30 protein-coding genes are annotated in these 25,783 nt (G+C 39.7%); 19 read left to right on the plus strand and 11 right to left on the minus strand.

The genetic code is table 11. The features are described from left to right. Positions 1–290 precede the first annotated feature (290 nt). Entirely contained in the window at positions 291–1,244 is a 954-nt protein-coding gene (rluC, locus tag AAC000_RS02775) for a 23S rRNA pseudouridine(955/2504/2580) synthase RluC (protein WP_339719904.1), read from the plus strand. Next, entirely contained in the window at positions 1,234–1,875 is a 642-nt protein-coding gene (locus AAC000_RS02780; RefSeq protein WP_339719905.1) for an HAD-IA family hydrolase, read from the plus strand. The genes rluC and AAC000_RS02780 overlap by 11 nt, the downstream gene beginning before the upstream one ends. A 3-nt stretch (positions 1,876–1,878) precedes the next feature. On the opposite strand, the gene AAC000_RS02785 is transcribed toward AAC000_RS02780, so the two are convergent. Then, complete coding sequence (locus AAC000_RS02785; RefSeq protein ID WP_339719907.1) at positions 1,879–2,478, minus strand: nucleoside triphosphate pyrophosphatase; 600 nt, start codon at positions 2,476–2,478, stop codon at positions 1,879–1,881. 120 nt (positions 2,479–2,598) lie between these two features. Between AAC000_RS02785 and yceD the strand changes: the two genes are divergently transcribed. The 13 genes from yceD to AAC000_RS02850 all read left to right on the plus strand — a co-directional run bounded on the left by yceD (position 2,599) and on the right by AAC000_RS02850 (position 12,974). After that, positions 2,599–3,126, plus strand: coding sequence for a 23S rRNA accumulation protein YceD (gene yceD / locus AAC000_RS02790; RefSeq protein WP_339719909.1), 528 nt, complete (start codon positions 2,599–2,601; stop codon positions 3,124–3,126). A gap of 10 nt (positions 3,127–3,136) precedes the next feature. Further along, entirely contained in the window at positions 3,137–3,307 is a 171-nt protein-coding gene (rpmF, locus tag AAC000_RS02795; protein WP_215927992.1) for a 50S ribosomal protein L32, read from the plus strand. A gap of 16 nt (positions 3,308–3,323) precedes the next feature. Further along, the gene (gene plsX / locus AAC000_RS02800) at positions 3,324–4,349 is read left to right on the plus strand and encodes a phosphate acyltransferase PlsX (protein ID WP_339719912.1); all 1,026 of its coding nucleotides are present in this window, start codon (positions 3,324–3,326) and stop codon (positions 4,347–4,349) included. 3 nt (positions 4,350–4,352) lie between these two features. Beyond that, positions 4,353–5,312: a beta-ketoacyl-ACP synthase III gene (locus tag AAC000_RS02805; RefSeq protein WP_339719914.1), complete on the plus strand. Its 960-nt coding sequence runs from the start codon at positions 4,353–4,355 to the stop codon at positions 5,310–5,312. 23 nt (positions 5,313–5,335) lie between these two features. Beyond that, positions 5,336–6,262 (plus strand): ACP S-malonyltransferase, encoded by a 927-nt coding sequence (gene fabD / locus AAC000_RS02810; protein WP_339719915.1) that lies wholly within the window; start codon positions 5,336–5,338, stop codon positions 6,260–6,262. 31 nt (positions 6,263–6,293) lie between these two features. Next, on the plus strand, positions 6,294–7,031 hold the full coding sequence (fabG, locus tag AAC000_RS02815; RefSeq protein ID WP_339719916.1) for a 3-oxoacyl-ACP reductase FabG: 738 nt from the start codon (positions 6,294–6,296) through the stop codon (positions 7,029–7,031). Positions 7,032–7,200: 169 nt separating this feature from the next. Beyond that, positions 7,201–7,440: an acyl carrier protein gene (gene acpP, locus AAC000_RS02820; protein ID WP_007620501.1), complete on the plus strand. Its 240-nt coding sequence runs from the start codon at positions 7,201–7,203 to the stop codon at positions 7,438–7,440. 75 nt (positions 7,441–7,515) lie between these two features. Beyond that, positions 7,516–8,766, plus strand: a complete 1,251-nt coding sequence (gene fabF, locus AAC000_RS02825) for a beta-ketoacyl-ACP synthase II (RefSeq protein ID WP_339719923.1) — start codon at positions 7,516–7,518, stop codon at positions 8,764–8,766. A 48-nt stretch (positions 8,767–8,814) separates the two neighbouring features. Then, a complete protein-coding gene (gene pabC / locus AAC000_RS02830) occupies positions 8,815–9,660 on the plus strand; it encodes an aminodeoxychorismate lyase (RefSeq protein ID WP_339719925.1) in 846 nt (281 codons plus the stop codon). Further along, positions 9,657–10,652: an endolytic transglycosylase MltG gene (gene mltG, locus AAC000_RS02835; RefSeq protein ID WP_339719927.1), complete on the plus strand. Its 996-nt coding sequence runs from the start codon at positions 9,657–9,659 to the stop codon at positions 10,650–10,652. Before pabC ends, mltG begins: the two co-directional genes overlap by 4 nt. An 11-nt stretch (positions 10,653–10,663) precedes the next feature. Further along, entirely contained in the window at positions 10,664–11,293 is a 630-nt protein-coding gene (gene tmk, locus AAC000_RS02840; RefSeq protein WP_339719929.1) for a dTMP kinase, read from the plus strand. Next, positions 11,294–12,181 carry a DNA polymerase III subunit delta' gene (gene holB / locus AAC000_RS02845; protein WP_339719931.1) on the plus strand — a complete coding sequence of 296 codons (888 nt, stop codon included), beginning with the start codon at positions 11,294–11,296 and terminating at the stop codon, positions 12,179–12,181. 28 nt (positions 12,182–12,209) lie between these two features. Continuing rightward, complete coding sequence (locus AAC000_RS02850) at positions 12,210–12,974, plus strand: TatD family hydrolase (RefSeq protein ID WP_339719933.1); 765 nt, start codon at positions 12,210–12,212, stop codon at positions 12,972–12,974. Between the two features lie 45 nt (positions 12,975–13,019). On the opposite strand, the gene AAC000_RS02855 is transcribed toward AAC000_RS02850, so the two are convergent. The 8 genes from AAC000_RS02855 to AAC000_RS02890 form a co-directional block, all read right to left on the minus strand. Further along, entirely contained in the window at positions 13,020–14,939 is a 1,920-nt protein-coding gene (locus AAC000_RS02855; RefSeq protein ID WP_339719935.1) for a methyl-accepting chemotaxis protein, read from the minus strand. Between the two features lie 421 nt (positions 14,940–15,360). Further along, entirely contained in the window at positions 15,361–15,840 is a 480-nt protein-coding gene (locus tag AAC000_RS02860; RefSeq protein ID WP_339719937.1) for a YchJ family protein, read from the minus strand. A gap of 77 nt (positions 15,841–15,917) precedes the next feature. After that, on the minus strand, positions 15,918–16,298 hold the full coding sequence (locus tag AAC000_RS02865; protein ID WP_339719939.1) for a hypothetical protein: 381 nt from the start codon (positions 16,296–16,298) through the stop codon (positions 15,918–15,920). Between the two features lie 79 nt (positions 16,299–16,377). Continuing rightward, positions 16,378–17,022: a protein-methionine-sulfoxide reductase heme-binding subunit MsrQ gene (msrQ, locus tag AAC000_RS02870; RefSeq protein WP_339719940.1), complete on the minus strand. Its 645-nt coding sequence runs from the start codon at positions 17,020–17,022 to the stop codon at positions 16,378–16,380. A 12-nt stretch (positions 17,023–17,034) separates the two neighbouring features. Beyond that, positions 17,035–18,039: a protein-methionine-sulfoxide reductase catalytic subunit MsrP gene (msrP, locus tag AAC000_RS02875; protein WP_339719941.1), complete on the minus strand. Its 1,005-nt coding sequence runs from the start codon at positions 18,037–18,039 to the stop codon at positions 17,035–17,037. 125 nt (positions 18,040–18,164) lie between these two features. Continuing rightward, positions 18,165–19,487, minus strand: coding sequence for an anti-phage deoxyguanosine triphosphatase (locus tag AAC000_RS02880; RefSeq protein ID WP_339719942.1), 1,323 nt, complete (start codon positions 19,485–19,487; stop codon positions 18,165–18,167). A 96-nt stretch (positions 19,488–19,583) separates the two neighbouring features. Continuing rightward, a complete protein-coding gene (gene yfbR, locus AAC000_RS02885) occupies positions 19,584–20,195 on the minus strand; it encodes a 5'-deoxynucleotidase (RefSeq protein WP_339719944.1) in 612 nt (203 codons plus the stop codon). Positions 20,196–20,199: 4 nt separating this feature from the next. Next, positions 20,200–21,420, minus strand: a complete 1,221-nt coding sequence (locus AAC000_RS02890; RefSeq protein ID WP_339719945.1) for a pyridoxal phosphate-dependent aminotransferase — start codon at positions 21,418–21,420, stop codon at positions 20,200–20,202. Positions 21,421–21,621: 201 nt separating this feature from the next. Between AAC000_RS02890 and AAC000_RS02895 the strand changes: the two genes are divergently transcribed. Both AAC000_RS02895 and AAC000_RS02900 read left to right on the plus strand, forming a co-directional pair. Then, positions 21,622–22,140 (plus strand): hypothetical protein, encoded by a 519-nt coding sequence (locus AAC000_RS02895; RefSeq protein ID WP_339719947.1) that lies wholly within the window; start codon positions 21,622–21,624, stop codon positions 22,138–22,140. Between the two features lie 122 nt (positions 22,141–22,262). Beyond that, a complete protein-coding gene (locus AAC000_RS02900) occupies positions 22,263–23,057 on the plus strand; it encodes a DUF2189 domain-containing protein (RefSeq protein ID WP_339719949.1) in 795 nt (264 codons plus the stop codon). Between the two features lie 116 nt (positions 23,058–23,173). On the opposite strand, the gene AAC000_RS02905 is transcribed toward AAC000_RS02900, so the two are convergent. After that, positions 23,174–23,542 carry a hypothetical protein gene (locus AAC000_RS02905; protein ID WP_339719951.1) on the minus strand — a complete coding sequence of 123 codons (369 nt, stop codon included), beginning with the start codon at positions 23,540–23,542 and terminating at the stop codon, positions 23,174–23,176. 171 nt (positions 23,543–23,713) lie between these two features. On the opposite strand from AAC000_RS02905, the gene AAC000_RS02910 reads away from it, so the two are divergent. After that, a complete protein-coding gene (locus AAC000_RS02910) occupies positions 23,714–24,475 on the plus strand; it encodes a Nif3-like dinuclear metal center hexameric protein (RefSeq protein ID WP_339719953.1) in 762 nt (253 codons plus the stop codon). Between the two features lie 14 nt (positions 24,476–24,489). Then, positions 24,490–25,275, plus strand: a complete 786-nt coding sequence (locus tag AAC000_RS02915) for a methyltransferase domain-containing protein (RefSeq protein WP_339719955.1) — start codon at positions 24,490–24,492, stop codon at positions 25,273–25,275. On the opposite strand, the gene AAC000_RS02920 is transcribed toward AAC000_RS02915, so the two are convergent. Continuing rightward, the gene (locus AAC000_RS02920) at positions 25,261–25,749 is read right to left on the minus strand and encodes a glutathione peroxidase (protein ID WP_339719957.1); all 489 of its coding nucleotides are present in this window, start codon (positions 25,747–25,749) and stop codon (positions 25,261–25,263) included. The genes AAC000_RS02915 and AAC000_RS02920 overlap by 15 nt on opposite strands. Between the last annotated feature and the right edge of the window lie 34 nt (positions 25,750–25,783).

Consider the following 25,783-nt stretch of genomic DNA (forward strand, 5'->3'; position numbering starts at 1 on the left):
TCAATAGGTTATTTATATCGCTGATGTAAGGGTTCTGTTTAATCAAGCTTGTGAAAAGTTACTCGCTTCACAGTTAATTAGCCGTATTAGGCTTGCAATACACGCTTTTGAATTGGCGTGAAACAACAAATTGGTTGTATTTGCTTACAGAACTGATTAATCCATCTGTTTGTTTTATACATTTAATTTATGTTTGAAAACCTGAGTATTATCACACTAAAGCACTGACACTGGCAAGACATTAAAAAACTGGACATCTAGTATAGCAATTCAGTTACAATACGCGGCATATGACAGACTTATCATTTCAAAAAGTTCAATTTGTAACTATCGATCCTGACCTTGAAGGGCAAAGGATCGATAACTATTTGCGCACTTTCTTAAAAGGAGTGCCTAAAAGCCTTATTTATCGCATTTTGCGTAAAGGCGAAGTACGAGTGAACAAAAAGCGGGTTAAACCCGAATATAAATTACAGGCCAACGATGAGTTGCGGATCCCCCCTGTCCGCGTATCTGAACCTACCGATTTACCTTCTACTAAACTCAATAAAGTATCGAGTCTAGAAAACCACATCTTGTATGAGGATGACTGGATAATAGTGTTGAATAAACCTTCCGGTACAGCTGTGCATGGTGGCAGTGGATTAAGTTTTGGGGTCATTGAAGCCCTAAGGTCATTACGTCCACAACAAAAATTTTTAGAGTTGGTACATAGGTTAGACCGCGATACATCAGGCTGTTTATTAATAGCTAAAAAACGTTCAGCTTTGAAGAATCTACACGAGCAACTTAGAGATAGAAAAGTAGATAAACGTTATCAAGCGTTAGTTGCTGGAGAGTGGCCCGCTAATCGTTTCAAAGTAAAAGCGCCATTGTTAAAGAATACCTTAAAATCCGGGGAACGCATTGTGTTAGTGGATGATGAAGGTAAACCATCAGAAACACGCTATCGCATTTTGGAATCTTTTGTCCAAGCAACCTTAGTAGAAGCGTCACCTATAACCGGGCGTACGCACCAAATTCGTGTACATTGTTTACATGCCGGTCACCCGATAGCCGCAGATAATAGGTATGGTGACAAAGAGTTTGACGAAAGAACTCAAAGGATGGGGCTAAAAAGATTATTTTTACACGCTCACTCATTAGCTTTTATTCATCCTAATACCGAAGAGCGTGTGAGTTATAAAGCCCCCCTAGAACCCAGTTTAGTGAGTGTATTGAAGAGACTAAGAAGTGAAGTATAAGGCTATAGTGTTTGATTGGGATGGCACTTTGATGGATTCCATAGGTAAGATTGTTGAAAGTATGCAAACCACTGCTAAGCAACTTGGGTTTCCTGTGCCTGATTATGATCAAGCTAAAAACGTAATTGGTATTAGTTTGTTACCAGCGTTAAAACAATTATTTAATATTCGCGATGAAAAAGAAGCAATGACACTTTTTCATACCTACAAAGAACACTTTAAAGATCATGCGCAAATTAGCAGTCCGCTTTTTAATGGTGCCGTAGAGTTACTAGAAGAGCTGACCCAAAGAGGTTATATCTTAGCGGTAGCAACAGGGAAAGCTCGGCAGGGCTTAGAGCACAATTGGTATCATTCAAATACGGAGCAATTTTTTACTGTGTCTAAAACCGCAGATGATGCGCAAAGTAAACCTTCACCCGATATGTTGCAGCAAATATTAGCCGAATTAGATTTATCGGCGGATCAAGTGTTAATGGTGGGCGATACGACTTACGATATGGCAATGGCTGAAGCATTAAATATGGATCGTATTGGTGTGAGTTTTGGCGTACACAATGCAGATACCTTGCAACAACATTCACCTTTGGCAGTGATCAATACCTTGGACGAATTATTGTTACACGTCTAACCCTTAATCTTTTTGCATATAATTAAACAAATCTACAGACATCGAATTAAATAAATCCATTAATGCAATCAAGGGTAAACCAATTAACGTATTAGGATCTCTGCCACTGAGGGATTCAAATAAGGCTATTCCCAATCCTTCACTTTTAAAGCTGCCGGCACAATCGTAAGGTTGCTCAATTTGTAAGTAAGTGGAGATTTGACTCTCAGTTAAGGTTTTAAAGGTCACATCAAAGGTTTCTACTGTTTGTGACAATTTTTGATTTGCTGAATGAACTAAACACAAACCAGTGAAAAACTTAACGGTTTGACCACTGAACATCATTAACTGTTGTTTAGCAGTAGCAAAATTTCCCGGTTTTCCCAATACTTGCCCATTAAAGCTCGCTAATTGATCTGAACCAATGACAAAATTATTACTATCGGGACTTTGTGCCGCTACAGCTAAGGCTTTTTCTTTTGCAAGGCGAGCTACCTGATCCAAAATTGATTCCGCCACAATTGGCGATTCGTCGATGTTAGGGGCAACACATGAAAAGGGAATATGCAGCTTTTTTAAGATGGATTGGCGGTACGAGGAGCTTGAGGCCAAAATAATTTTCATAAATGGTGCTTTCGGATGCTTAAAAATATTAGCTAAAGCATATAAAATGCAGCGCTGGGTGTCATTAACTATGATTTTTTCTTTGACTAAACTGAGTTGAAACTATAATATGCGCGCGCTATGCAGAAAGTGAAACTACCCAAGCTGGTAGACCCAGTTAAAAGCGCCATTTTACGTTCCGATTATCGGGGTGTTATTTTGTCGTCTGAGATGCCCAGGTTGCTTGGTTCTGTTGCTGATATTGCCAAAGAAGTGGATGTTGAAATTAAGTTTGCTAAAGACGAGCAGGGTCTTAGTTATTTTCAAGGTCATATGGCATGTTCAACGTCACTTATCTGTGAGAGATGTAATGAAGTCTTCGAACATCCTCTGGATGTGTCTTTTTGTTTTAGCCCAGTGCAGAGTGCTAAAGAAGAAGTCGAAGATGAGTTACCGGATGTTTACGAACCGGTAGAGGTCGATGACCAAGGAGAAATCAATTTATTTCAAACTCTTGAAGACGAACTGATTTTATCATTACCGATTGTAGCCCTTCATGCAGAGGAGGATTGCAAACAAAAGCGTGATAAAATGAGCTTCGGAAAAATTGAACCGGCCGATGAGCGTCCAAACCCGTTCGCGGTTTTGAAAGAACTTAAGCGAGACTAGGAGTAAAGTAATGGCTGTACAGAAGAGTAAGAAAGCTCGTTCAAGACGTGGAATGCGTCGTTCACACGATGCACTTGGTTCTGCGACTTTGTCTGTAGATTCAACGTCAGGTGAGACACATGTTCGTCATCACGTGACCGCTGATGGTTACTACAAAGGCAAAAAAGTTTTATCTCTTTAATTTAAGAGACTGAACTTTGAGTCGTCTAACCTTAGCGTTAGATATCATGGGGGGCGATCACGGCCCCCATATTATTTTTCCTGCTGCATTGTCAGCACTCCAGCAAACCCCCCATTTACACTTTATTTTTTGTGGCCCTTTGGCGCTTATGTCCCAGTGGGTAAATCAACAACAACCAGACATTCAAGCTAGAATCACTTTATCCGACTGCCCAGAATCAGTGGCAATGGATGAAGCACCTGCCCATGCGTTAAGACACAAAAAAAATTCCTCTATGCGACGTATGTTGGATTTAGTCGACAGTAATGAAGCAGACGCTTGTGTCAGTGGTGGCAATACCGGTGCTTTACTTAGTATGGCGTATTACGTCTTAAAAACCCTACCAGGCATTGATCGACCTGCACTGATTACCCTAGTGCCTGCAAGTAATAATGATAAGGTCTATTTTTTGGATTTAGGTGCCAATGTTAATTGTGATTCAGAAATTCTCTTTCAATATGCGGTGATGGGTTCGGTATTAGCTGAACAAGTTGGGCATATTAAACAGCCTAAAGTTGCCTTGCTGAATGTTGGTTCTGAAGAAATAAAGGGTAATGATCGGGTAAAACATGCGGCCAAATTATTAACTGACTCTAAAAATATTAACTATATTGGCTATGTTGAAGGAAACGATATTTTTTCCCAAAAAGCAGACGTGATAGTAACAGACGGCTTTGTGGGTAATATTGCCTTGAAATCGTGGGAAGGCTTGGTCAATTTTGTTATTCAGGAAGTTAAAAAAGCATCACAACACAATTGGTTTTCAAAAATTGTGGCAAAAATAGCCATGCCATTTTTTCGCGGTATTTATTTGCATATGAAACCCGACCAGTATAACGGCGCTAGTCTGATAGGATTGCGCGGAATTGTGGTTAAGAGCCATGGTAATGCCTCGTCAGAGGCTTTTTTATATGCGATCCGCGAAGCCATTCAAGAAGTTGAAATGCAAGTTCCGGAAAAAATTAAAGATAAAATTGAAGCTGTTTTAATGGAGCGCCACTGATAAATGAATTCCAGAATAATTGGCACAGGTAGTTATTATCCAAGTGAAGTAAGAACCAATGCAGACCTTTCGGTTATGGTCGACACTTCAGACGAATGGATTACTGATCGCACGGGGATCAAAGAAAGACGTATTATTGGTGCAGACGAAACCGCGGCCACTATGGGTTTTGAAGCCAGTAAAAATGCACTAGAAGCCGCCGGTATTGACGCAAAATCTTTGGATATGATTGTATGTGCCACAACAAGCGGTCGTTACGCATTGCCAAGTACGGCTTGTGAAATTCAAAAATTATTAGATGTGGATGGTATACCCGCATTTGATGTAGCCGCTGCATGCGCTGGATATTGTTACGCATTGAGTGTGGCTGATCAGTATATAAAAAGTGGTATGGCTAAGCGAATATTAGTAGTAGGTACTGATTGCCTTAGCCGTATGATCAGTCCCGAAGACCGCACTATGGTGATCCTATTTGGTGATGCTGCCGGTGCCACTATTATAGAAGCAAGTGAAGAACCTGGCATTTTGTCCACCCATATTCATGCAGCAGGCTCTTACGGTGACTTATTAACCATAGGTAACCCGCAACATGGAGACGAACAATCAGTGTTCGAAAACTGGGGCAGCATGAAAGGCAATGAAGTTTTTAAAGTGGCTGTGACTAAGTTAAGTGAAGTGGTGGAACAAACGTTAGCGGCCAATAACATGAAAAAATCAGATTTGCATTGGTTAGTGCCTCACCAAGCAAATTTCCGCATTATAAAAGCAACAGCAAAAAAATTGGAAATGCCACTTGAACAGGTGGTCATAACGCTTGCACAGTATGGTAATACCTCTGCTGCAACTGTTCCTACCGCGTTAGATACTGCTATTCGAGATGGGAGGATTCAACGTGGCCAAAATCTTCTTCTAGAAGCATTTGGTGGTGGTTTTGCTTGGGCATCTGCTCTAGTACGTTATTAAAATTTATTTTTAGAGAATTAATTATGAGTAAACAAGCATGGGTTTTTCCCGGTCAAGGATCTCAGACTTTAGGTATGTTAAGTGAATTAGCTGCGGAATATACGGTTATTCAAGAGACATTTGCACAAGCCAGTGAAGTATTGGGTTATGACTTATGGGAACTAATACAAAACGATGAAGAAAAACTTAATCAAACCCATATCACGCAACCTGCTATATTAGCGGCAAGCTACGCAATTTATAAACTTTTACTCGAAAGAAATCAGGGCCAACCAGCATTTATGGCAGGGCATAGCTTAGGGGAATACTCAGCTTTAGTTTGTGCTGGAGTCATAAGTTTTGCAGATGCCCTTAAATTAGTGGAAGCCCGTGGTCAATTTATGCAACAAGCTGTACCTGCTGGAGTAGGTGCTATGTATGCGATCATAGGTTTAGACGACGATAAAGTAGTGGCTAGTTGTGAACAAGCACAAAAAGACACCGCTGAAGTGATCGCAGCAGTGAATTTTAATTCACCTGGACAAGTGGTTATTGCTGGAAACAAAAAAGCAGCAGAAGTGGCCGCTAATTTATGCAAAGAGCATGGCGCAAAGCGGGCCTTGCCCTTGGCTGTCAGTGTCCCGTCACACTGCGCATTGATGAAGCCAGCGGCAGAGCAGCTAGCTGGTTTGCTTAAAGATATTCAGTTCAACGTACCTAATGTACCCGTTATCAATAATGTTGATGTCGCATATCCAAATGATCCAATCGCGATCAAAAAGGCATTAGTTGAACAATTATATAGTCCGGTTAGATGGACTGAAACCGTGACTAAATTGGCCGACCTTGAGGTGGAGACTTTATTAGAAGTGGGGCCAGGCAAGGTCTTAACAGGATTAACTAAACGTATTGATAAACGTCTAAGTTGCACGGCGATCAATACAGTCGACACTATTAATTCGTTGATTTAATTACTTTAAATATTGTTTGTAGAGAGAATGTATGGCTAATTTAAATGGTAAAATTGCGTTAGTAACAGGTGCAAGTAGAGGAATTGGCAGAGCCGTTGCAGAACGCTTAGTTGCTGATGGTGCAACGGTAATAGGCACTGCAACATCTGAAAATGGTGCCGCAGCAATCAGTGATTATCTGCAAGGTTCAGGTGAAGGAAAAGTATTGAATGTTGCCGATCCTGATTCGATGCAAGTATTGTTAGCTGACATAACAGAGAAACACGGTGGTGTTGACATATTAGTCAATAATGCGGGTATTACTCGTGATAATCTACTGATGCGTATGAAAGACGATGAATGGCAAAGTATCATGGACACGAATTTGACATCGATATTTAAAATGTCAAAAGCCGTGTTGCGAGGTATGATGAAAAAACGCAAAGGTCGTATTATTAATATTGGTTCAGTGGTCGGCTCTACAGGTAATGCAGGACAAGCTAACTATGCGGCTGCAAAAGCAGGTGTAATAGGGTTTAGTAAGTCAATGGCTCGTGAAGTGGCTTCTAGAGGCATTACTGTTAATGTAGTTGCACCGGGCTTTATTGACACGGATATGACAAAAGCATTAACTGATGACCAAAAAGAAAGTATATTTAAAGATATTCCAGCAAATCGTTTAGGCGACCCAAAAGAAATAGCCGCGACTGTTGGATTTTTAGCCAGTGATGACGCTGCATATATCACTGGTGAAACGATACACGTCAATGGCGGCATGTATATGGGATAAAATGTGATAAAGTTTTCAATTATTGATTCTTTATTAAACGAATAATTATTTACTAATCGGCGAGTGGTTAGACCAGACAAAAAGTTGAGACTGTTGCTTGCAAGGGCTCTCTTTGCTGAATACACTACTCGCAAATTTATATCTAGCGACTTAAAGGAAAACTAGAATTATGAGTACTATCGAAGAACGTGTAAAAAAAATCGTCATTGAGCAACTTGGTGTTAAAGAAGAAGAAGTAAAACCAGAAGCATCTTTTGTTGATGATTTAGGTGCAGATTCATTAGACACTGTTGAATTGGTTATGGCTCTTGAAGAAGAGTTCGATACTGAAATCCCTGATGAAGAAGCTGAAAAAATTACTACTGTTCAGTCTGCTATTGACTACGTTAACGCTAATAAAGACGCGTAATTTATTATAAACGGTCCTCTCAGGACCGTTTTTTTTCAAAAATATTCAAACTTTCATAGATAAGCGGAGGCCAATGTGTCTAAACGTCGCGTTGTTGTGACTGGTCTTGGCATGCTTTCTCCTGTTGGCAATACTGTAGATTCTACTTGGAAAAACATTCTTGCTGGTAAAAGTGGCATTGCACCTATCACTTCATTTGATTCTGATTCTTTAACCACGCAAATTGCAGGTGAAGTTAAAGACTTTGATGTTGAAAAATACATTCCGAAAAAAGAAACCAAAAAGATGGATAGGTTTATCCAACTGGGTATTGCTGCGGGTAAACAAGCCTTAGAACATTCAGGATTACAAGTTACTCCTCAAAACGCATCACGCATTGGTGTCGCCATTGGTTCAGGAATTGGTGGCTTAGGGTTAATTGAAGAAAACCACCGTAAGATGCTTGAATCAGGTCCACGAAAAATTTCACCTTTTTTTGTTCCAGCCACTATCACTAATATGATCTCGGGCTTTTTCTCAATTTTTGAAGGGCTCAAAGGACCTAATATCAACGTTGTTACCGCCTGTACTACTGGGGTGCATAATATTGGTATTGCAGCACGTACTATTGCTTACGGTGACGCTGACGCCATGGTTGCCGGAGGTGCTGAGTCAACAGTCTGTGCTCTCGGTATTGGTGGTTTTGCGGCCGCCCGTGCTTTATCAACTCGCAATGATAATCCTGAGGCGGCGAGTCGACCTTGGGATAAAGATCGTGATGGGTTTGTGATGGGTGAGGGCGCAGGCGTGGTAATGTTAGAAGATTATAATTCTGCTGTCGCTCGTGGCGCGACTATTTATGCAGAATTGGTCGGTTTTGGCATGAGTGGTGATGCTTATCATATGACTTCACCGCCAGCCGATGGCGAAGGTGCTGCCGCTGCTATGGTGAATGCCATTAACGACGCAAAGATTAACGTCAATGAAATTGGTTACATCAATGCTCATGGCACATCGACTCAAGCAGGGGATATGGCCGAGGTTGCAGCGATTAAACAAGTATTTGGTGAACATGCTAATAGTGTTTTGGTTAGTTCCACTAAATCGATGATCGGACATCTTCTAGGAGCGGCAGGTTCGGTTGAAGCAATATTCACCATTTTGGCATTGCGTGATCAAATTGCGCCACCCACTATTAATTTAGATACTCCTGGTGAAGGTTGTGATCTTGATTTTGTTGCACATACTGCCAGACCCGTAAAAATGGATTATGCCTTATGTAATTCTTTTGGTTTTGGTGGCACTAATGGTTCACTGTTGTTTAAAAAACCAGTAGGAAAAGTGTAGCTTTTGGGTAATATTGAGACTCTTCTAGCATTCTAGATGCAAATATGAATGATTGTTAACGGACAGCAGCAACGACATATAACAATAGCGGACAGAGCTTTACAGTATGGTGATGGCTGCTTTACTACTATGGCCTTTAGAAAAGGTCATATTGAGTTGTTTGATGCTCACGTTGCTCGTCTAAAATTAGCCTGTAAAACCTTATGTATTGATTTTGATAAATGGTCAGAATTAGTAGACTGTGTCTTTGATTCGTTGCGGTCAACCTCTGACTGCGTAATCAAAGTCATGATTACTAGAGGTGAGGGTGGTCGAGGTTATAATCCAGAGGGCGCGGTCAATCCCACTTATATTATTTCTCAGCACCCCCTTCCTCCTCAATACCCTCTTTGGCAGAGCAAAGGTATTAGTTTAACAATTAGTCCTGTTACCTTAGCTAAGCAACCTTTACTGGCTGGCATTAAACATCTAAACCGCTTAGAGCAGGTTTTAATTAAGCAAAAATTGACAAAAACTGATTTTGACGATGCGGTGGTTTGTGATACCCAGCAACAAATAGTTGAAACTTCTGCGGGTAATTTGTTTTGGTATAAGGAAAATGTCTGGTTTACTGCAGACCTTTCAGAATCAGGGGTTGAAGGGGTTATGCGTAACCATATTGTTGCTGTTATGCAAGAATATGGGCTAGAATGCCGCGTAGTTAAGCAGGACATCAGAGTGTTGTTTTCTGCTCAAGAGTTGTTTGTGTGTAATTCCTTAATGATGTTGGTCCCGGTGACGACTTTAGTGGATCCCAATAATCAAAATGCTAAACGCTATGTGATAGATCAAACTAAGCACCTACAACAATACGTACTTTCTGGACTTCCACTTAAAGCGATAAGGACGTCATGAAAATTGTAAAATGGCTCGCTGTTTTTGCGATTGTCCTCGGACTAGTGGTTGTGGCAATTCTTTTTCATTTTGATAAAAAAGTACAACAACCACTTAATCTTACAGAGGCCACCCTGTATCAAGTTAAAGTGGGTACGTCTGCCAAAGGTTTACTCAATAGATTAAAAGAACAAGGCATCCTAGCGGATGTTATTGGTCTTAAAATTAGATTAAAGCTAGTGCCAGAATTGGCTAAGATCAAAGCAGGTACTTACGAGCTGCTGCCTTCGATGAATGGGTTAGATTTGTTAGAGTTATTTGCTAGCGGTAAAGAAATGCAATTTTCTATCAGTTTAATAGAAGGGTTAAATTGGCGGGAGTGGTTATCAGCGCTAAAATCACATCCACAAATTAGTTTTAACGACGATTTTAATCAACAACTGGCCAACTTAACTGCAACACTGCCTGAAAAGTCGATTGAAGGATACCTGTTACCCGACACCTATTATTTTGTGGCGCAAACTGCCGCGATAGACATAATCAAACGTGCCCATTTAAGTATGCAACAGTACTTAGACCTTGCATGGCAAAATCGTGCATTCGATTTACCCTATGCTTCAGCTTACGAAGGGTTGATAATGGCATCCATCATTGAAAAAGAAACAGGTGTGGCACAAGAGCGCCCAAGAATTTCCGGTGTATTTGTAAATAGACTTAATTTGAATATGCGTTTACAAACAGATCCCACCATTATTTATGGAATGGGGGATAGTTTTGATGGAGATATTAGACGTAAAGATTTAAAAACTCCCACACCTTATAATACTTATGTGATCAAAGGTTTACCGCCTACGCCTATCGCCATGCCTAGTAAATTGGCAATAGATGCGGCATTTAACCCTATGATTACTGAAGAATTGTACTTTGTGTCTAAAGGTGACGGCAGTCACAAATTTTCAACTACGTTACAAGAACACAATCTTGCAGTGCGTCAATATCAACTAAAAAAATAAGAGAGTCCTAGTTGCATAAATCAGGTAAGTTTATCGTTATTGAAGGTTTGGAAGGAGCTGGTAAAAGTAGCGCAGTAGCCATATTAACCAGAACCATTCAGGCTGTTGGCCATACAGTAGTGAATACCAGAGAGCCAGGTGGGACCGCCATGGCTGAAGCAATTAGAGACGTAGTGAAACATGACTGGAAAGATGAAAAGGTCACAGTAGAAGCTGAGTTGTTATTAATGTATGCCGCAAGAGCGCAATTAGTACAAAATGTTATTCTGCCTAATTTAGACCAAGGTCATTGGGTAGTGGGTGATAGACATGACCTTTCTTCCCAAGCCTATCAAGGGGGGGGGCGTCAGATTGATCAAAACATGATTGAGAGCCTCAGAAACATAACCTTAAAAGCGTTTAAACCAGATTTTACCTTGTATATGGATGTTGAGCCGCAAGAAGGGTTAAAGCGTGCCAAAGGGCGTGGCGAGTTAGACCGTATTGAGCAGGAAGATTTAAGTTTTTTCGAACGAACCCGAGCGCGTTATTTGTTATTAGCAGAGCAGGATCCTAATTGTGTGGTGATCAACACTATGCAAGACATGCAGGCCGTGCATAAAGACGTTGAATTAGCCATTACACAATTCTTGGAGCGTTAAGTGTTTCCTTGGCTAGCCCGTTCTTTTAAGCAGTTAAGTGACAGGATTGCCGCTAATAAGCTGCATCATGCCTTACTTATTCAAGGGCCCTCTGGACTGGGTAAAGCATCTTTTTCCTTACAATTAGCGCAATTACTTTTATGTAGTGCGAGGCAAGACGGTAATGCCTGTGGTCGCTGCCAGTCGTGTTTATTAAATGCTGCGTCCAACCATCCAGATTTGCATATGGTGGAATCTGATAAACAAATTGGTGTGGATCAAATACGTGATGCTATCAAAAAGTTAGTCAGTTCTGCACATTTGTCAGGAGCCAAGGTGTTGATCATCTATAGTGCTCACACTATGACTGAATCAAGTGCTAATGCATTACTAAAAACGTTAGAAGAACCGACAGCCAACACCTTTTTGTTACTCACTACTGACAAGCCTGAACGTATATTACCAACAATCAGAAGTCGTTGTGAAAAATTAGCCTTACCTTTACCCGATTTAAACACCACAATGGCATGGGTGAAAACCCAAATTAATGCTGACGTTGATATTAATTTGGCAAAACTCTTTAGTGCACGCCCATTGGCCTTAGTTGCGGAACTGCAAGAAGAACAACACTTTTCCTATGACACATTCAGTAATGGACTAGATGCACTGTTACAAGGAAGATTAAGCTCCACTCAATTGGCGATGGATTGGCAAGATAGCGCAGATAAAGTGGTTAAATGGACTCAATATTGGGCAAGACTGCAATGCGCTGAGTTGGTTTCTGAATCAATTTGGGAACTCAATATTCAGGCGACAAAAGTCACCCAACAACTACGTAACCCTGGGGTAAATAAAACTTTAGTGTTAACGCAGCTATTAGATAAGCTGGCACTTACCAAAGCCACATAAATTTAACTTTTAAAAATGGAATAATGACGTGTTTGTTGATTCACATTGCCACCTAGACAGATTAGATAAAACCCCAGAAGAATTGTCAGAGATACTCAATTTTGCTAGGAATCGCGGAGTAGAACACTTTTTATGTGTGTCGGTTTCTGTCAAAGATTTCCCTGCAATGTTAGCTACGGTTAAGCACTTCAATGATGTATCTGTTTCTTGTGGAGTTCACCCTCTGCACCAAGAAGATGCCTGTAGTTATAACGAGCTACTTCAAATGGCTGATAGCGATGACGTTGTTGCTATTGGTGAAACTGGACTGGATTACTTTTACAGTGCAGAAACAAAAGCGGTGCAATTAACGTCTTTTGTTGAGCATATTAAAGTGGCGAATAAGCTAAATAAACCTTTGATTATTCACACTCGAGATGCGCGAGAAGACACCATTAACTTGTTAAAAGAGCATAAAGCCCCGTCAACAAAAGGCGTACTCCATTGTTTTACCGAGAGTTGGGAAATGGCTCAGGCAGCAATAGAACTAGGCATGTATATCTCAATATCCGGGATAGTGACATTTAAAACTGCGACTGAGTTACAAGAAGTTGTTAAAAAAGTCCCCTTAGATAAATTATTAATTGAAACCGATTCACCATGGTTGGCGCCGGTTCCTTACAGAGGAAAACCCAATCAACCGGGATTTGTAAGAGAAGTAGGGGAGTTTATAGCTGAATTAAAAGGGATCACAGTTGATGAATTAGCTAAGGTGACAACAGAAAACTTTTACAGATTATTTGATATCAAGTGACAACCCGGTCAAAAGTGACCGGGTTACTAAAACTAAGTGTGTTTTTTAGGTACGCTGGTACAAGCTAATTAGGCCATCCAGCTTTTCAGCTAAGTCATTTAGACTAAGGGTTTCATCCGCTATTTTTTGAACGTTTTGTACGTTTTGTTTAGCATTTTCTCTGATGTCACTCATTTGTAAATTAATCGATTCTATATTCTCCGATTGCTCATTGGTTGAAGTGGCAACGGTTTTATTGGTTTTAGAGATTTGCACAAATTGTTGATTATTTTCTTCGAGTATCTTTTCAGCTTTGCCAATTGAACTAGATGTTGTTTCGGATTGTTGAATAATTAATTCAATTTCACTTGTGGCTGTACCAGACGTTATCTTTAACTCTTCCATAATATCTTGTACTTCATGAGTGGAATCGGCGGTTCTTTTCGCCAAATTGCGGACCTCTTCAGCCACCACTGCAAAGCCTCGCCCTTGTTCTCCGGCTCGCGCAGCCTCAATGGCAGCATTTAGGGCGAGTAGGTTGGTTTGGTCTGAGATGGCTTGAATCGTTTCTAATACTTTGGCGATGGTTTCGGTATTGTTAGTCAGTGACGTTATCACCTTAGCTACATCATTTATTTTTTCGGCTAATTTTTTAATATCACTTTGGGTATTGCGGATCACTCCGGTAATTATTTCACCATCAGTACTAATTTGATCGGCAATTTTAGCAGCATCACTGGCATTTTTAGCGGCTAAAATGACGCTGGCGCTAACATTCTCTAATGAATTAGAAATATTTAGCGTATGTTCAGCGCTATTTTTTACACTGGCGCTAGTATGATCCGCATCTCGTTTAAGTAAATTTGCGACATTACGCAATGCTTCACCGCTGTGTGCAATTTGATTAAATAGGTCTTCGAGTTTTTGTATGAAATTATTATAACCAATCGCCACAATCGCAATTTCTTTTTGGCCATCTTGTGGCAATCGATAAGACAAATCAGCATTACCTTGACCTAGCTTAGTAAAAACCTCAGCCAATTGGCTTATAGGGCGAGTCACTGTTCCTGCCATAAACCATGCCGCTATAGACGCCAATACAGCGATTAAAACCGACCATAACAATATTTGCCAAGTGGCATTATTTAATGCGCTGAACATTTCATCAAAGGGCACTTGGGCGACAACATACCAGTCCATACTGGGTATGAAACTAGAAACAACTATGAGTTTATTTCCATCCTTTTCAATGACAGACAAATTAAACTTTTCTTTACTTAATAGTTTCGCACTGGTTTGTGCATCATATAAATTGCTTAAGTTCGCTTTGCCTAATAAGGCATTATCTTTATGCATTTGCACTAAGCCTTGTCCATCCACCAAATAAACAAAGCCACTTTGTTCAAGTTGAAAACTTGCCAACATATCGACTACAGATTTAAAAGATTTAGCAGTACCTGATAAACCTTGTCCTTGAGGTTGTTGGTAATTAACAAATAAATCCGTTTTACCCGTATTAGGGTCCCGATAAACGCTGACCATATATTCTTGTTTACTGGCGGTGTAGTTGTAATACCAACCATCGGCTGCATCATTTTGCAAACGGCGTAAAAAGCCATCTTGATTCCAATAATCTGCCGTGTTCTTATCCGCAAATGACACCGCACTTAAGGCGTTAAATTTTGCCACCGATTGCAGCTTTCGCACTAATACTGCCTCGCCACTTTTATCTTGCTTACCATTTACCCATTGGTGAATATGTTCGTCAGTAGCAATTTGTTTGGCTAATACCTGCATTAACACTATATCGCTGTCTATACTTTCAGCAATCTTTCCCACTGTGGTAGGTAATTCTGACGTTAAAACACGATGTTCAATGCTTGATCTCGCTGTAAACATGCTAACAGTGCCGACTGAAACCGCAGTAAGCATCACAAAGAGGATAAGGGTCAGAATAATTTTCTGTCTAATTGAGAGTTTGTTCATATATTTTTGCCATTCAACATTAAGTCAGCGTTGTAAAAACTGAAAAAGCCTAGGCCTCCAGTTAAGCGAGTAAAGGTGACTTCATGTCATTCAGCAATATTCCATGGTTTTATAATGATTAATACAAGGGCAAGTGTAAAGACATCAATATGGCAAAATATATGTTTCATAGCCAATTCCCACTGTTTTCTTGACTAAATGGTCAAGTTGTAAATAGGGTGTTTCACTATTTACATTTAGGCTACATTTTAGTTGGAATTTTTAGTCGATATTTGTGTATGAAAATAAGCGGTAGATTATCAATTACATTCACATCACCAAAGGCACCTTTTAAAACCTAACACTGGCTCACTAATAACGAGTCATCTTTAGGGAATATAACTAATACTAAAGTGAAATGGGGGTATTGAGTAATAGGTGATTATTTGCCGCAGCATTTCTTAAATTTTTTGCCACTACCACACAAGCATTGGCTATTTCGTTGTGGGGAGAATTCGCCAGAATCGTTTTGTATTAGACCTGTAGAGTAAAGCCATTTATTTTGCACTCGAACAAAGTCTGATAATTCATGCATAACATAATAGTCTTGGTCTATTTGATAATAAGCTTTAAATTCCACTTGAGCGGTATCTGCTTCAGAGTGATGAGATAGAACTTGCAATGACAACCATTGAGTACCTTTAGCACTATTCGCAAGTTCACTTACAGTTAATTTGCCACGTTGCTCAGTTGTATAGGTGAGTAAAATATAAGCATAATCTTTTATTACATAAGCTGAGAAACGCGAACGCATTAACTCTTCAGCATTTTGAGCGGCAACTTTACCTGTAATAATGGGTTGGCAACAACGTTCAAATACGGACGTTTTACCACAAAAGCAATTTTTATTCGTAGTTGTCAAAATGTTGCGGCGTTAGAAAATAGGTACGCAAGCCTAGGCGATTTTAATTGGTCGAGTCAATAGTAATCCCACTGCAATTACCAAGGCCCTTGCACCACATTATTTTTTTGCTGGCTAATTGGCATTAAATTAACTAAAGCGACATTGTAATCAATACAGAGTTGTTTGAGTCGCTTGAAGCTAATTTCATCTAAGGATAGCTGTTCAACAAACAAGTTTGCGCATTGACCGCCAGTGACTATTTTTTCAAGCCATAGTGATAAACACTTTTGCTTTGGTTTAGTTAAGCGTATGCAGTAATTTTGTTTTTCGGTAAAACGAATATGCTTAGCTACTAGGAAAGTCCACTTATTGTGGCCGTGTTTAACATTGTTATTTTTGCTTAGCCCATTAAAAGCGGGCACTTGCATAGTGGCTAGTGGAGTGGAACTGTTGGTAAACGCATGTAAACTTGCCATAGTGATTTCCAAGTAGTGTTGTTATATACAGTGGTTGGATATACAGTAGTACTGTATAAAACATCATGCAAGCCTTTTTTTAACTTTGTTCAGTTTTAATACGTTTTTTAGTGGCATGTTTGAAAGGTTTTAGAAATTTGGTTTTTCTAAAACTTAATAAGGCTATTACAAGTAATCCGTATATCATTGGCTGAATAAGGTCAGATTTTACAGACCAAAAGTAATGCAAAGCGACCAATAAACTGGCTAGGTATACCCAGTTGTGGGTTTTTTGCCATGTTCTACCCATACGTCTTTGTATCGACTTAGTGGAGGTGGCAGACAACACACCCAAAATAAGCAAGGCCCCAAAACCAACACTTATATAAGGTCGTTTGATTAACTCAGAAAATAACAGTGACCACTGTAATTGCAATTCGAAGAGTAAATAACTGCTGAAGTGGCAAGTGGCGTAAACAAAAGCGTAAAGACCAATGGGTCTTCTTAGGGTCACTAACTGACCTTGTCGAAAATATTGACTAAATGGTGCAATGGCTAATGATAAAAGTAATAAGTTAAAAGCACCAATGCCTGTAAAATGTAACAGTGCTTGAACTGGATCTGCACCTAACTGATCGTTAAAAGCTTGATAAAATGTAATGAGCAACAAAGATGTCGCTAGCATATGCAGAATTATTTTCAGCCAAAATGTATGCGTCTTAGTAATGCGAAGCGGTTTTTTCACAACACAGCTCACTTAAAAATATTTTTTGAGATCCATACCAGCATACAAGGACGCGACTTCAGGATAACCATTAAACATTTGGGTCTCAATACGATTGCGAGTGAATAACCCTCCTGAAGTAATTCTGCGTTCACTGGCTTGTGTCCATCGTGGATGGTCAACTTGTGGGTTTACATTAGCGTAAAAACCGTATTCGCTCGAAGCTAGTTGATTCCAAGTGGTGTTTGGCATTGTATCTGTTAGTCGAATCCGCACTACCGATTTAATGCTTTTAAAGCCATATTTCCAAGGCACAACAAGTCTGATTGGGGCACCATTTTGCGGTGGTAAGGTTTTACCGTACAAACCAACTGACATAAGTGTTAAGGGATGCATTGCTTCGTCTAGCCTCAATCCTTCAACATAAGGATATTCGATGCCTCCACCTGAAAAACGATTCCGCTGACCTGGCATTTGTTCGGGATCGTATAAGGTTTCAAATACGACATATTTGGCAGCACTTAATGGGCTGGCCTTCTTTAATAGTGAAGCTAAAGAAAATCCAATCCATGGCACCACCATTGACCAAGCCTCTACACAGCGCAGTCGGTAAATACGCTCTTCTAAATCCACCGTTTTATATAAGTCGTCGTACCCCAAGGTAACTGGTTTTTCAACTAACCCGTCTATGGTTAATGACCAAGGGTCCACTTTGAACGACTGAGACATTGCAACAGGATCGGATTTTCCGGTTCCAAACTCGTAAAAATTATTGTGGCTGATAATTTTCTGCTCTGGAGTTAACTCATCATCTGATTGAAAATGTGTTGGTTGAGCAAACTTAAGCGCTGAAGTGGTGAATTTTTTTGTGTCTTTACTACCAAACCAATCAATAGCATGGGCATATGGGCTTGCCACTAAGGCTGAAGCGCCTAAAAACCCCATCGATTTTAATATGCTTCTTCTATTTTGATAGATATGTTCGTCAGTTATCTGACTCTCTTTTATCTCACTGGACTTAGGTGTGCGAATTAACATGTTTTTCTCACTTCTTAGGTTCATCTACTTATACGAGCAGACAGTTAATTCAGAACAAAAATTTCTTCACGTTTTTATCACAAAACCAATAATGTTTATTTTGTATTCTTTTATAGGGAAGGTAATTAGCCTAGTTTTTCACCCACAGCGGCAGATGAGGGCAAAAATAAAGTAGCATATAATTTTGAGGCAAAACCATCTGTCATACCGGAAATATAATCAGCAATGACTCTATGACCATTTCCTGCGTCATTGGCTTCAGTCCATCGCAAACGAGTATTATCAGGCAGCAATCTTTGTGGATCTGATGCAAAGGCTTGAAATAATTCCATGACTATTTGTTGGCCTTTATATTCGAGCATTTGTATTTCAGGTTTTCTGATGACGCGACTGTACACATAGGCTTTGAAAATACCTAAGGCTTTATGAAAAGGTGCCGGGAAAACCGAGTTGTATTTTAGTAAGTCTTGTTCAAATTCTGGTGCTATCTCAGCTATCTCGATATTAGTAATAAAACAATTAACTAGTGCGCCAATGGCGTCTTTACGTTCGTGATGGTGTTGGCTAAACAGTTTCTTGCTGAGTGCCTTAATGTGTTGATTCATCCAATCAATGTCCAATTTAAGTAGCGGCTCTACCACTTCTTGATCAAATTGTGATTGATTGACTATTCCCATTACAATGGCATCCTCAAGATCATGAATGCCATAAGCGATATCGTCAGCAAGCTCCATAATGGAACAATCAAAAGACTTATACTGGGTTTTATGATGACTTTTTTCATTGTGACTAAATTGCATAAATTTCTGAGTGTCGTGACTAGAAAAGCCCGCACATAACCATGCAAATGAGGCTTGGTCACATTCATATAAACCTTTTGGGGGATGCCAAAGGGAAGCTTTAACATCGCGATGGGACGCTGACTCTTGCTGTTGCGGACGCTGATTGAGGGTTGGAATATAATTGGGGTATTTGACTAGCCCTAACAAAGTGCGCCTACTCAGATTCATGCCATGTTCTGCAGTATAAGGTTCAAGTTTAGTGACTATTCTAAAGGTTTGACCATTTCCTTCGAACCCGCCATGATTGCGCATCATATAATGTAGTGCGACTTCTCCTCCATGACCATAGGGTGGATGGCCAATATCATGGGCTAAACACAAGGCTTCTATCAAAGTATCATTTAAGTCTAAGTGTTCAGTTAATTCTGCGTATTTACTTCTTAGTTGTGCTGCTATGCCTTGACCAATTTGCGAGGCTTCCAGTGAATGAGTCAAACGAGTCCGGTAAAAATCACTCATTCCCACACCTAACACTTGGGTTTTTGCCTGCAATCGCCTAAAGGCTGCGGAATGCAATATCCTTGCTTTGTCACGCTGATAAGGGGTGCGATGATCACCTTGACGTTGCAGCTTTTGACTAAGCCTACGTTGTGTCCATATTTCCATAACTTACATCTGCTCCACACTGAATGTGTTGTAGGGATCTACTTGACACTAATGTGACCAGATGCAGCCTAGTTAATCAAGGGGGTTAGTCAGAAACTATTGATCTTCATGGGTTATTTCATCGAGACTTAAACTAAAACTGTGAACATAAGCTTTGATAAAATAATCGACTTCTTTTGAATGGTAATCTTTTAACATTTTATCTAAGCGCTTTTTGGCCAGTTCAAACTCTTTATTGCCAGCAGAAAGTTCTTCAAGTGTTTTAAGGTAGGCACAAATCACATCAGCGGCTTTGACGATAAAGGCAATGTCATCATTGTGATAATGATGGTCGATGAGTTTTGCATAATCTTCTTTAAACTCATTTGGTGCCATGTTAATGAGTTTTTGTTCCGCGAGTTTTTCAATTTTTTTGTATTCATCACGGATAATGGGATTGGAATATTTGACCGGTGTGGGGAGATCTCCGGTGATCACCTCGGAAACATCATGGAACATGGCAATAGTTGCGATTTGGTTAGGGTCTAAATCACCCTCAAAATATTTATTACGGATCAGAGCTAAAGCATGAGCTACCATGGCAACTTGTAAACTGTGCTCTTGTACGTTTTCAGTTCTTACATTGCGCATTAGAGGCCATCTATTGATTAATTTCATACGGGATAGATGGGCAAAAAAATGGCTTTGTTTTGGGGAGCTGTTATTCATGTAGCTAGTTTACCTGCTGATAATGTTTAAAGAAGTTTGCAATACCTTCCAGTGCGGGCTTAAGTACGTCAACATGTGGTAGAAATACCAATCTAAAGTAACAGCCTTCTTTAAGATTAAACGCAGAACCGTGTACCAATAATATTTTTTCAGTACGTAATAAATCAAAAATCATCTGTTCGTCGCTACTAATATTAAATTTTTCAGCATCTACTTTCACAAAACAATACATGGCGCCTTTAGGCAAAATACATTCAAGGCCATCAATTGCATTTAACATTTCGAAGGCCATATCTCTTTGCAGTTTTAAGCGTCCATCATCAGCAATAAGTTCATTAATACTTTGATAGCCTCCTAAGGCCGTTTGTATTGCATGTTGACTTGGCACATTTGCACACATACGCATAGATGACAGAATATTTAATCCTTCAATGTAGCTTTGGGCCACTAATTTATTGCCACTGACAACTAGCCACCCAGCTCGGAAACCGGCGATACGGTAGTTTTTTGATAGGCCACCCATAGTGATACAAAATATATCTGTGGCCATAGAGGCAATACAATGGTGCTGGGCGTCGTCGTATAAAATTTTGTCGTAGATTTCATCACTGATTACCACCAATGAAAACTCACGGGCCAAATCTATAATTTGTTGTAAAAGTGCTGGTCGATATACTGCACCAGTTGGATTATTAGGATTGATCAACACTATAGCTTTGGTTTTATCGGTGATTTTACTGCGGATATCCTGAATATCCGGTTGCCATTCGTTGCTTTCATCACAGCGGTAATGAACCGGCACACCAGATGCGAGACTTACCGAAGCAGTCCAAAGCGGGTAATCAGGTGCGGGGATCAAAACCTCATCACCATTATTTAACAGTCCCTGCATGGCCATAACAATGAGCTCACTAACGCCATTACCAATATACACGTCTTCTACTTTGACGTTTTTGACCGCTTTTTGTTGATAATATTGCATCACTGCTACACGAGCCGAATAAATACCATTTGAGTCGGAATAACCTTGTGATTTAGGCAGGTTATGAATGACATCTTTTAATATGTCATCCGGTGCTTCAAAACCAAATGGGGCGGGGTTACCAATATTGAGTTTTAGAATTCTATGCCCTTCGTCTTCCATTTTTTTGGCTTCGACTAGAATAGGCCCACGTATCTCATAACAGACGTTTTCTAATTTGTTCGATTTATAAATGTTTTTCATTGATGTGATTCATCTCCTACACAGGCCGACAGAGTAAACTAACAAGGGTCAGACTGTTAAGTGTTAAATTAGCTATGGGATACAAAAACATAATATTGCCTAATGGTTGATGTATTTTGTCACATTCCATTACATTCCAAATTTGCATTACTGGCACTTTTCATTTTAGCTAATGCAGTGTGTGTTAATGAGGAACAACAAATGCCTGCTCCGTTAATTTGGCTTGGTGCTAGCGCTATTGCAATTTTGGCTAGTACAAAATATTCCAATGATAAGCGCTTAGAACAATCCGTTAATAGTTTGCCTGGTCGTTCTGATAGGCAAGTAAAGCCAGTAAATGGGGCGATTGTCACCTGCGGTATATACGGTCTTTTTGAACACACAGGTATTTGGGTGGATGGTAATATTTTAGAACTAAAAGGCAATGGACTGATTAGAGGGATTTCACCCAATAGATTTCTACAAGATCGCAGCGGAGATAATATTTATATCGCATGTGGTAATGATAATAGACCGCTGATTCAACCAGATGCAGCAGAACGCGCCATCTCTCGGCTTTTTAGTTACTCAGAATACGATTTGATTAAAAACAATTGCCATAAGTTTGTTTGGTACTGTATTTCTGGAGAAGATGTTCCGCTGACGCGTTTTTCGCTATTAAACCAAAAGATAGCTGAACGATTTAGCACCAGTATCCATTGGCACCCCGTTTCGTATTAGCTTGTTCACCTTTAACGGGTTAGACATTTTTTTAACAAGACTGTTGTAATCAATTTTTAGTTGTTCTGCTACCCTTGTGCTATAAACCTTTATATTGCTTAGATGTTTTATGGAGTCAAACAATGTCACAACATTTTAAAGACACACCCAATAATGCAATTATCGACAGTGGCATCGCTCGTGTCATCCCTTGTAAACAATTGTCGATGAGCGATCCTTTTAAATGGCTGGTTCTCGGTCTTAAAGATGCGAGTCGGGCGCCTGTATTAACGCTGTTTTATGGTTTGACTTTTGCCGCTATTCCTTGGTTTATTACGTATTTAGTGCAGTTAACAGGTTGGCACTTAGTGATCATGCCTGCAATTGTATGTTTTATGCTGATAGGTCCTTTTTTAGCGGCGGGCATGTACGACGTCAGTTGGGAGCTAGAAAAAGACCATGTGCCTTCTTTGTGGCATAGTGTCATGGCAATCAAACGCAATGCGGTAAATGAATGGGGCTTTGGAATTTTGCTTTTGGTGTTAATGATTTTTTGGTTAAGAGTCGCGTCTATGGTGCACGCTTTATATCCTCCTTTGTTAGATGAAAATTTTGAAAATCTTTTTCCATTTTTAGCAGTGGGTACCGTAATTGGGGCTGGTTTTACACTACTAGTATTTTTTCTCAGTGCTTTTACGCAACCCATACTAATGGAGCGTAAAGTCGACTTAGCCACGGCATTATTAAGCAACATGAACGCCGTACTGAGTAACAAAGGCCCTATGTTGTTATGGGCATTTATTATATTAATAGCGGTACTCATTGGATTTGCCACTTGGTTTGTAGGGTTTGTTTTTTTAATGCCACTTATTGGCTATGCAACTTGGCATGGTTACATTGACACTATAGAAACTAAAAGAGAGCGCCATTTCGAATAAAACCTGCTCAACCATTCTGAAACACTAAGTTTGATGGGATTGAGTATTAGTGCCACACAATAAAAAAGCCTTATGATTGAAAATCAATCATAAGGCTTTTTTGTTATCGAATAAGCTTAACGAGGAAGTTTAGAATCTGAACTTTTTTCTAAAAGTTTCTCAGCCCAAAATGCTTTGACTGAAAAATCTGATTTAGCTTTCTTTTTAGTTTTCTTTGGAGCTGGCGCTTTAGCCACCTTCTTCTCAGCTGCAGGCTTACTCTCTGCTGCTTTTTTAGGTTTCTCAGCGGCAGCTTTGGTTTTTTTAGCCGGTTTTGCCGAACCTAATTCAGCGATCAACGCATCTAAGTCTGCCAAGCGCATATTTTTGCCACCGTCAACACTATACCAGCCACCCTTAGCTTCAATTGCGGGGGCTTTACCATTTGCTGCGGTGTAAGCTTCGGTAAAAGCCGCTATTACTTGATCTTTATCCAATTTACTCATAATCAGGTCTTTGCCTTTAATATGTTTATTTTCAGAATAGGGGCGGGTTTTATACCTTTTTTTATTTATAATGTCTAGGGGACGTTAAGCATTCATATAGCGCTGAAATATGGGAGCCAATAGTCGCTATTTAGTTTAATTCGTTATCTGCACAAAATAACAGGAAATGTAATGTCAGTCTCAAATGGTCAATTATTACAATCACTTAATTCGATACTAATGCCAGAAAAGGTAAAAGATTATTGTCCAAATGGTTTACAAGTAGAAGGCAAAGAACAAGTCTCAAAGTTAGTCACTGGTGTCACTGCTTCTCAAGCGTTGATCGATCATGCGGTTGCTATTAATGCTGACGCTATTTTGGTACACCATGGGTACTTCTGGAAAGGTGAATCACCTTGTATTTCAGGAATGAAAAAGAAAAGAATACAGACCCTGTTACAACATGATATCAATCTTTATGCTTACCATTTGCCTTTAGATATTCACCCGTCATTGGGAAATAATGCGCAATTGGCGAAGTTATTAGGCATAGTGGATGTTTCACCTATGCAAGCAAATAACCCTCAATGTGTGGTGATGCAAGGTAGGTTTGAAGCGGGGATCAGTGCCAATGAATTATCTAGATTGTTAACTACTCAACTAGCTAAAACACCCTTACACGAGCCAGCAAATACTAGCATGATTGAAACAGTTGCTTGGTGTACTGGGGGAGGGCAAGGTTACATCGAATTGGCTGCAGAAAGTGGCATAGATGCGTATATTACAGGAGAGGTTTCAGAGCAAACTATCCATACAGCGCGGGAAATGAATATTCATTTTTATGCTGCTGGGCATCATGCAACTGAGCGTTATGGCGTTAAAGCCTTGGGTGAACATATCCAACACACACTCTCTATTGAAACCGTGTTTGTTGACATTCCAAACCCAGCCTAAGGTACAGAGTTTACATGCAAAATAATAAGCAAGATCAAAGTTTTGATAAATTTGCGGATAAATTTGAAAAAAATATTTATGGCTCGACAAAAGGGCGATTGCGGCATGAACTATTACTACATCATCTGCATAGCTGTATCGATTTACCAGGGCAGTCCTTAGAGGTGTTAGATGCAGGTGGGGGGACTGGCGTCATGACCGAAGTGATGCTGGACTTAGGTCACAAAGTCACCTTATCAGATATGTCTTCGGAGGTATTGTCTATAGCACAACAAAAATTAGCTAATAATAGCAATCTCGATATCCAACATACCGATATTTTATCTTTGAGCAATACAAAACAATATGATCTGGTGATCTGTCATGCCGTTTTAGAGTGGTTGCAAGACCCTTTTAGGGTGATCAAGAAACTCGTGGACTTAGTTAAACCTGGTGGGCATATTTCACTCAGCTTTTTTAACTATGACGCCCAGTTGTTTGGAAATATGCTGTATGGCAATTTTGATTATGTTGAAAAGGGAATGCAGAATAAAAATATTGTGCGCTTAAGTCCTAATAATCCGCAGAAACCTAAAGCTATTTTGTCTCAACTTAATACTTTGCCAGTTGAGGTGTTAAAAAAGGCTGGAATACGTTGTTTTCACGACTATTTAAAACAGCCCGAAAAACAGAGCAATGAATATGAGCAATTAAAGAAGTTAGAAATCCAATATGGCTCCACTGAGCCATATCTATGGTTAGGTAAATATTTTTTAATTATTGCCCAGAAAAACCAGGATGCCGGATTATTCAGCGAGTAACTTCTCAATATCCTTAATCATTTCAGCTGGTTTAGTGGTAGAAGCATAACGTTTTGTGACTTTGCCTTGTTTGTTGACTAAAAACTTAGTGAAGTTCCATTTTATGCTTTTGCTGCCCATCACTCCCGTTGCCTGTTCTTTCATATACTTGTAGATAGGGGCTGTGTTTGCGCCATTGACTTCAATCTTCTTAAACAAAGGAAATTGCACATTGAAGTTCAAGCTACAAAACTCCTGTATTTCTGCGTCTGCACCAGGCTCTTGGTGACCAAATTGGTCACAGGGAAATCCGAGAACCACTAACCCTTGGCTTTCAAATTGTTGATATAAGCTCTGTAAACCATCGTATTGTGGGGTAAAGCCACATTTACTGGCGGTATTGACTATCAACAATACTTTGCCTTCATAATCTTTAAAATTAATCGTTTCACCATTATTTAATATGGCATCAAACTGATATATGGTATCTGGCATAATTATTCTCTATGTAATTTTGTAATATCTATAT

Source organism: uncultured Paraglaciecola sp., from assembly GCF_963977085.1.
Lineage (GTDB): Bacteria > Pseudomonadota > Gammaproteobacteria > Enterobacterales > Alteromonadaceae > Paraglaciecola.

Bases quoted from the DNA above. Each gene is read 5' to 3' on its own strand.
- rluC (WP_339719904.1), top strand. From the start codon at position 291: ATGACAGACTTATCATTTCAAAAAGTTCAATTTGTAACTATCGATCCT.
- AAC000_RS02785 (WP_339719907.1), bottom strand. From the start codon at position 2,478: ATGAAAATTATTTTGGCCTCAAGCTCCTCGTACCGCCAATCCATCTTA.
- yceD (WP_339719909.1), top strand. From the start codon at position 2,599: ATGCAGAAAGTGAAACTACCCAAGCTGGTAGACCCAGTTAAAAGCGCC.
- rpmF (WP_215927992.1), top strand. From the start codon at position 3,137: ATGGCTGTACAGAAGAGTAAGAAAGCTCGTTCAAGACGTGGAATGCGT.
- AAC000_RS02805 (WP_339719914.1), top strand. From the start codon at position 4,353: ATGAATTCCAGAATAATTGGCACAGGTAGTTATTATCCAAGTGAAGTA.
- fabD (WP_339719915.1), top strand. From the start codon at position 5,336: ATGAGTAAACAAGCATGGGTTTTTCCCGGTCAAGGATCTCAGACTTTA.
- fabG (WP_339719916.1), top strand. From the start codon at position 6,294: ATGGCTAATTTAAATGGTAAAATTGCGTTAGTAACAGGTGCAAGTAGA.
- acpP (WP_007620501.1), top strand. From the start codon at position 7,201: ATGAGTACTATCGAAGAACGTGTAAAAAAAATCGTCATTGAGCAACTT.
- pabC (WP_339719925.1), top strand. From the start codon at position 8,815: ATGATTGTTAACGGACAGCAGCAACGACATATAACAATAGCGGACAGA.
- mltG (WP_339719927.1), top strand. From the start codon at position 9,657: ATGAAAATTGTAAAATGGCTCGCTGTTTTTGCGATTGTCCTCGGACTA.
- AAC000_RS02855 (WP_339719935.1), bottom strand. From the start codon at position 14,939: ATGAACAAACTCTCAATTAGACAGAAAATTATTCTGACCCTTATCCTC.
- AAC000_RS02865 (WP_339719939.1), bottom strand. From the start codon at position 16,298: ATGGCAAGTTTACATGCGTTTACCAACAGTTCCACTCCACTAGCCACT.
- msrP (WP_339719941.1), bottom strand. From the start codon at position 18,039: ATGTTAATTCGCACACCTAAGTCCAGTGAGATAAAAGAGAGTCAGATA.
- AAC000_RS02880 (WP_339719942.1), bottom strand. From the start codon at position 19,487: ATGGAAATATGGACACAACGTAGGCTTAGTCAAAAGCTGCAACGTCAA.
- yfbR (WP_339719944.1), bottom strand. From the start codon at position 20,195: ATGAATAACAGCTCCCCAAAACAAAGCCATTTTTTTGCCCATCTATCC.
- AAC000_RS02890 (WP_339719945.1), bottom strand. From the start codon at position 21,420: ATGAAAAACATTTATAAATCGAACAAATTAGAAAACGTCTGTTATGAG.
- AAC000_RS02895 (WP_339719947.1), top strand. From the start codon at position 21,622: ATGCCTGCTCCGTTAATTTGGCTTGGTGCTAGCGCTATTGCAATTTTG.
- AAC000_RS02900 (WP_339719949.1), top strand. From the start codon at position 22,263: ATGTCACAACATTTTAAAGACACACCCAATAATGCAATTATCGACAGT.
- AAC000_RS02905 (WP_339719951.1), bottom strand. From the start codon at position 23,542: ATGAGTAAATTGGATAAAGATCAAGTAATAGCGGCTTTTACCGAAGCT.
- AAC000_RS02910 (WP_339719953.1), top strand. From the start codon at position 23,714: ATGTCAGTCTCAAATGGTCAATTATTACAATCACTTAATTCGATACTA.
- AAC000_RS02915 (WP_339719955.1), top strand. From the start codon at position 24,490: ATGCAAAATAATAAGCAAGATCAAAGTTTTGATAAATTTGCGGATAAA.
- AAC000_RS02920 (WP_339719957.1), bottom strand. From the start codon at position 25,749: ATGCCAGATACCATATATCAGTTTGATGCCATATTAAATAATGGTGAA.